Annotated in this window: 7 protein-coding genes; 4 read left to right on the forward strand and 3 right to left on the reverse strand. The window is 47.3% G+C overall.

Annotation, left to right across the window (positions count from 1 at the left end):
* Positions 1-137: 137 nt before the first annotated feature.
* Both CVT49_16220 and CVT49_16225 read right to left on the reverse strand, forming a co-directional pair.
* Positions 138-698 carry a hypothetical protein gene (locus tag CVT49_16220; protein PKK81944.1) on the reverse strand — a complete coding sequence of 187 codons (561 nt, stop codon included), beginning with the start codon at positions 696-698 and terminating at the stop codon, positions 138-140.
* 12 nt (positions 699-710) lie between these two features.
* Positions 711-1,307: a hypothetical protein gene (locus tag CVT49_16225; GenBank protein PKK81945.1), complete on the reverse strand. Its 597-nt coding sequence runs from the start codon at positions 1,305-1,307 to the stop codon at positions 711-713.
* A gap of 268 nt (positions 1,308-1,575) precedes the next feature.
* Between CVT49_16225 and hflX the strand changes: the two genes are divergently transcribed.
* The 4 genes from hflX (at position 1,576) to CVT49_16245 (ending at position 5,432) form a co-directional block, all read left to right on the forward strand.
* Complete coding sequence (gene hflX / locus CVT49_16230; protein PKK81946.1) at positions 1,576-2,688, forward strand: GTPase HflX; 1,113 nt, start codon at positions 1,576-1,578, stop codon at positions 2,686-2,688.
* 45 nt (positions 2,689-2,733) lie between these two features.
* Positions 2,734-3,090 carry a hypothetical protein gene (locus tag CVT49_16235; GenBank protein ID PKK81947.1) on the forward strand — a complete coding sequence of 119 codons (357 nt, stop codon included), beginning with the start codon at positions 2,734-2,736 and terminating at the stop codon, positions 3,088-3,090.
* 94 nt (positions 3,091-3,184) lie between these two features.
* Positions 3,185-3,475, forward strand: a complete 291-nt coding sequence (locus CVT49_16240) for a DNA mismatch repair protein MutS (GenBank protein ID PKK81948.1) — start codon at positions 3,185-3,187, stop codon at positions 3,473-3,475.
* 181 nt (positions 3,476-3,656) lie between these two features.
* Positions 3,657-5,432: a KamA family radical SAM protein gene (locus CVT49_16245; protein PKK81949.1), complete on the forward strand. Its 1,776-nt coding sequence runs from the start codon at positions 3,657-3,659 to the stop codon at positions 5,430-5,432.
* A gap of 579 nt (positions 5,433-6,011) precedes the next feature.
* Here CVT49_16245 and CVT49_16250 read toward each other — a convergent pair.
* The gene (locus CVT49_16250; protein ID PKK81950.1) at positions 6,012-6,542 is read right to left on the reverse strand and encodes a hypothetical protein; all 531 of its coding nucleotides are present in this window, start codon (positions 6,540-6,542) and stop codon (positions 6,012-6,014) included.
* Positions 6,543-6,616 lie beyond the last annotated feature (74 nt).

Raw genomic sequence — 6,616 nt, forward strand, 5'->3', positions numbered from 1 at the left:
AATCTACGCCGCTTTTCCATCAGGACACCTCCTGGATTAAATGTAATCCAACCTACTCAAAGTGTCCACTAAATTGGGGCAAGATCAATTTCAACCTACTCATCCACCAAAGTGAAGTAGTGGTAGGTCACGCAGCCTTATCTCAATATGCCGAATTGCAGGCAGACCAGGGCGCCGGCGAAGGATTTACGTGAGTTCAGATTCGCGAAACCATAAAGTCCAAAACCTATGGTGGCACCCGGGGTCCAGAAAAGCTGGCTCTCTAATGGAATACCCGCATGAAGCGAAGTGCTCTCTCCATATTTGGAACCGCCGACAAGCCCGATACCGGCCGATATGGATGCAAAACCAAGAGGCGCTTTGGCGATTCGGCCGTACAGAACGCCCACATCCCACACTTTTTCCGGCGGGCCGGTGTACCCCCACAGGTCCAGCTTAAATTCCGAATTTTCGATTCCCCTGAACGAAAAGAGATTGCCTTTGGTCAGATAAGACACGATTATCCCGCCCGATATACCGCCCGAGTCATCGCCAAGCCCGCCATCGACCGAGCAAAAACCGCCTCCGGCATTAACCCAGAACAGGTCCATATCATTCGGAGTGGAAGTAATCTTTGCCCATGGCCCTGGACAAACCAGTGATAACAGCAATGCGACAAGACAGGCGATTCTGACATATTTAACTCTTGTGGTCTTCATACATCAGCTCCTTCAGTGCAATTGGTATGAGATCAACACGGTGCGGTAATAGGGATAAATGTATCCGCTGCCGGTTTCATGGAACTCCTCGGCCTTGATAAAACCGACACTCGGCGACATGTAATGGAACTGGTACGGTCTTTCGCTGTCGTCGCCACCGGTCCATTTGTAGTTAATGCAGACAAAGGTCCCGGCGGGAACAGTGACGGTATCATGAATCGACTCAATTGTCGCCGTATTTTCTCCAAATACAAGCGTGTCGGAGATGGTGACCGGATATCTGAATACAAGGGTTCCCGAAGGACCGCCCTGCCAGAGTCCATCACCGCGATTTCCAATCAACCCGATTTCCTGATAACGGACACCATTAGTGGTAATAATGTACCATCGCTCGTTCCCAATCAGGGTATCCTTATCCACCAGAATAACGGTGGTATCAACGCGGATAGGATTACCGGCAGAATCAAGTTCCCTGTCTTCATAAATCCATTCATTTCCAACTGTGAGCGGCCAGATTTGACCGGTCGGAGTCGGGTTCATGACCTTATCGTCCTCACCACAGCCGATGAAGAGCATGACCAACGGCAATAAGCAAAACAGCCATTTCATTTGAGACCTCCTTATTTAGTTTTGGTTTTTCTCTAATGTTGGCCTAAGCATGGCTTGTGCCGATTGTGGTGGAGCGATCAGGCTCATGTATGATTATGCCGTGCATGAAGATAGAAATTGATGATGTTTGTTGATTATTTTATGGAATGGATAGCCGGGCTCGTCGTGGATATTGGTTAATCACCGCCATAGCAATCGGGACGTCATCCCGGAAGGGATAAAATATTTTCCTGCAACTTTTGCCGGGAATTACGTTATATTATCGGTGATGAAAGAAACCAAAGAAATTATCGTCGAAAAAGCCTGCCTGGTCGGGCTGGCGTGGGGGGCTGTCCGTAAGGAAGCGGTCGAGGCCTCGCTCATCGAGCTGGCCGAACTGACTATCTCGGCGGGGGGCACAGTGCTCGACCGGGTGGTCCAGGCGCGTAATCCCGATTCGAAATTCTATATCGGCAAAGGAATGGTGGAGCGGCTTAAGGAGCAATTCGCCGGCAACGGGGTCAACCTGGTCATATTCGATGATCCCCTCTCCCCGGCCCAGCAGCGCAATCTTGAGGAAGCGCTCGAGGTCAAGGTGATCGACCGCTCGATTCTGATTCTTGATATTTTCGCGCTTCACGCCCGAACCGCTCCGGCCAAACTCCAGGTCGAACTGGCCCAGCTCGAATATATCATGCCCCGGTTGACCCGCGCTTGGTCGCATTTTTCCCGCCAGTACGGCGGTGTCGGAATCGGCTCCAAGGGGCCGGGCGAAACCCAGCTTGAAATCGACCGGCGGCGGGTGCGCGAGCGTATTGCGCGCCTCAAAATGGATCTCGAAAAACTGGGTCGCCAGCGCGCCACTCAGCGGAAGGGCCGCCAGGACCTGTTCAAAGTGTCGCTGGTCGGCTACACCAATGCCGGCAAATCGACCCTGTTCAACCGGCTGACCCGGTCCGAAGTCACCACTGCCAACGCCCTTTTTACGACCCTCGATTCGACCACGCGGATGATGTCATCCGGTTTCCCGGGAAAAATTCTCTTCACTGACACAGTCGGCTTTATCAACAAACTGCCGCACCAGCTTTTTGCCTCGTTCAAATCGACCCTCGAAGAGGTCGGTTTTGCCGATCTCCTGCTTCACATTGTCGATTATTCCGATCCGGGCCACGAGGAAAAAATCACCCAGACAAACCGGGTTTTGGCCGATATCGGCGCCGAAAAGATCGAAACCCTGTTAATATACAACAAGATAGATAGACTTAGCGAAATTCTGCCGGGAGAGCGGCAGAATCGAACCGCCTTTTACCTTTCAGCCCTTGAGGATATCGGCCTGGACAGCCTTAAGGAATGCCTCGCGGATCATCTGCAAATCTTTTCACAAAAACATCTTAAGTTTTAAGCCTTTCATGCCGAAAAATTAAATAAATACCTTAAAAAGGGTTGTATGGCTAAAAAAATATTGATAGTAGATGACAATCCGAATATGTCCAGCCTTCTGGTGGAAATGCTGGAGGTTTTCCAGTATGACGCCCTGAGAGCCACCGATGGTCACGACGCCCTGCAACGGGTCGATAAGGAAGATATCGCGATGGTCATCACCGACATGCGCATGCCGAAAATGTCCGGATTGGAGCTGCTTAAGGCCCTGAAGGAAAAGCGGCCCCAGATGCCGGTCGTGATAATTTCCGGATATTCGGTCGATGATGTCGATTCGGATATCGTTTCGGCCAAGGCGGACGGTTTCCTGAATAAGCCGTTCATGATGTCGGACATAGAAAAACTGCTTTCCGATCTGCTGTAATTACCTTCGGGATTTTTTTGGGTTCTCTTTCCCGCGCCACGACACCAATAAAAAGTCCTTGATACTAATATTCTATTTCATTTATTTTCCGGTCATGGAACAGGATAATTCAGAGGCTCATGAAATGCCGCTTGACGGCACCCTGGATTTACACACTTTTGACCCTAAAGATGTAAAAGAACTCATCCCCGACTTTATCGAAGCCTGCCTCGAAAAAGAGATTTACCATGTGCGTATAATTCACGGCAAAGGCAAGGGCGTTTTGCGTCAAATTGTTCATTCGGTTCTGGAGAACCATCCGGCGGTGGCATCATTTCGCCATGAATCGGGCAGCGGCGGCAGCTGGGGAGCGACCGTTGTCGATCTCAGGAAACAGGTCGGCTGACAAAATAATAATTTCCTGACAACTCCAGAAATAACTATCGGGCGACTTCCGCGTATAATATGTAACCTGTTGATTATTAACTAAATAGGTCGCAGGGTTGAAAAATGACGATTTTTTCCCTATATTAATTATTCCTGCGATAATTATTAGAGTAAACAGCCGTGTAATCAGCGGATAGCGGATGGAATATACTTTAGAAACATTAAAAGCGGAAAGCGAAAGCTTTATCAGGCTGGCCGGCTCATCTCCAAACCTCGAGGTAGTGAGAGAGCGGCTTTTTCGGCGTGTCACCAGATACCAATTCGATGTTTTCGATGAGGACAACCCGCCTTCGGTCAAAAGCATCGTTCGGGTGCGCGACTGCACCCGTGCCATGCGTTCGATTTTGCGGGCGCAGTCCGACCGGATGGCCGGTTTCAGTGTTACCAGGGCTTTGCATGATATTGCGCGAGGCAGGGATCGCCGCGATCTGCAGCCCGGTTTTTTCGCGGAAATGATACATATTTTTCTCGGTATGGAGGGCCGCGGGCCGGGAACAGCGCCATCGGATGTTACCGACGGCGATTTAGGCGGCACGCGGGAGAAAGCCATAATAAGATCGAAGGAACTTGATCGGATATGGGAAAAAGTCGAAGAGTGGATGGCAAGGTATGAGCACGGATTGACTTCGGGGGCGATTCAACGCCGAAAAAAAAGAAAAGAAAAAATCTGCTCGACTCTGGGCGCTTCCGAATCCGAATGGTACGACTGGCGCTGGCAGGTAAGGAAAATCGTCAAAGATACCAAAACGCTGAAAAAACTGGTTAAGTTGGCGCCTTCAGAGCAAGAGAATATACAGGCGGCTCTGGACGCCAAGCTTCCATTCGGCGTTACCCCCTACTATCTCACCCTGATGGATAATGATAATGAAAACCGGGATCGGGCCATTCGAGCCCAGGTCTTTCCTCCGGCCGGTTATGTAGCGGAAATGGCGGCCAATCGCGGCCACCGGGAAAAGGCCTTCGATTTCATGCTGGAGCGTGAGACATCACCAATTGACCTGATTACCCGCCGGTATCCGGCGATTGCCATACTCAAACCATTTAATGCCTGCCCGCAGGTCTGTGTTTATTGTCAGAGAAACTGGGAAATCGAAAAAGTTATGGCGCCTCACGCCCTGGCTTCCTCGGAAAAAATCAAAGAAGCGCTGGAGTGGGTCGCGGAGCATCCCTCGATTCACGAGCTGCTGATAACCGGCGGGGATCCGTTTGCGCTCAACAGCAGGATAATAAACGGCCTTCTTGAAAAAGTATCAAAAATTAAATCCATCGAACATATCAGAATCGGCACCCGAACGCTGGTGACTTTGCCGATGAGGGTAACCGATGACCTGGTACAAACACTCAAGAAATACATAAAACCGGGGAGAAGAGATGTCTCGATCGTCACTCATATCGAGCATCCTTATGAAGTTACGGCAGATACCGCGGAGGCGGTGTGGAAATTGAAGGCCGCCGGGATTCCGGTTTATAACCAACAGGTCTATACTTTTTATGTTTCACGGCGGTTCGAGAGCGTTTTGCTGCGCCGGATTTTGAGAAAAATCGGTATCGAACCTTATTATGTCTTCAATACCAAAGGCAAAAGAGAGACCCTGGATTATATCGTTCCGATCGCCCGTCTGCTTCAGGAGGTCAATGAGGAGGCCCGACTTCTGCCCGGTTTATGCCGGACGGATGAGCCGGTGTATAATGTTCCGGGGCTGGGCAAAAATTATCTGCGGGCAAGGCAGCATCGCGACCTGGTCTCGATTCTTCCCAACGGATCAAGGGTTTACGAGTTTCATCCCTGGGATAAGAGCCTTGTGGGACAGGAAAATTATATCGCCTATGATGTTCCGATAATCGACTATTTGAAACGCCTCGAGACGATCGGGGAAGATATCTCCCAATACGAGACGATCTGGTATTTCTATTAATTTTCCGCCGGGGAAGCCTTGCGGGGAGCCCAATCAGCCATTTTTAATATTATTGACATCGATTAAAATATATTTATATTAAATGGCAATTATATACTTGAAAAAGTTGATCACCAAAAGGGAATTTAATCTTGTCAGCTAACAAGAGACATTTAGGTAACTCACTAGTTCACAAGGTTTATGACTCAAAGGTTTCGGGAAGTGATGAAAATGAAGTCATTGTTACTGATAGCTATGCTTAAATACCTGCAAGACACGAGGGAATATTAACCTTACAAGAAATCATAAAACCATGAGCGAAGAACTGATTCAAAAACACATGACAGAACAAGGGTTAAAAGTTGGAAACTATGAATTTTACAATATTGGAAACTCTACTCTAAATCAATTAAAGAAATTCAACATCATTCCCCGAAAGAATTATAGTTCATATGGTTCCTATAGACCCGATGCACTACTGGTGGATAAAACGGACAAGAAGAATACGCTTGTAATAGCTGTCATGGAGTGGAAAAAGCATGATAAATTTTTGTCTGAAAAAGATAAACTCAAGAGTATTAAGCAGTGCAATAATATAGCTCAGGAACTAGGTGCAAAAATAGGAATTGCTACTGATGGTAATGAATTCATTTGGTATAACACTTCACCATCGCTTTTGTCCTTATCATACAGACTCAATAAAAAATCAAAGTCTTCTGGCTCTTTTAAAATTTCCAAATCACTCAAGAATTTAAAAATAAAAAGCTCCACGACATTATATAGACATTTTTCGGGTGTCTTGCCTGTAGCAATCCATATGTCCTGCCAGACTCCTTTTGCAAGTTGCAGTGGGTTAATTGGTTCAGGCGCTATTACTGTCGAATTATTTTTATCGAGGAGATTGTATAGATTGTTTAACAGATTAATTGTTTTCCTTGTATCATCGTTTAATTTATCAATATTCAACTCATCTGATTTTATGCTAATTATAAACTTTTCTTTTATAGGTCTACCATCCACATTTGTTATATATGTAAAACTTCTTTTTTTATTCGTTTTATTATCAACGTATTCATTCTCTTTTAAAGATTGCAGCGGGTTGAACCTATACTGCTCCCCATTAATTGACAAGGATTGTTAAGAGAGTATCTTGTGGCTGATTTCACAAAGGAGATCAGTCATGAAGCGACGGCAATGGGATTCGA

The organism is candidate division Zixibacteria bacterium HGW-Zixibacteria-1 (genome assembly GCA_002838945.1).
Taxonomy (GTDB): Bacteria; Zixibacteria; MSB-5A5; order GN15; family PGXB01; genus PGXB01.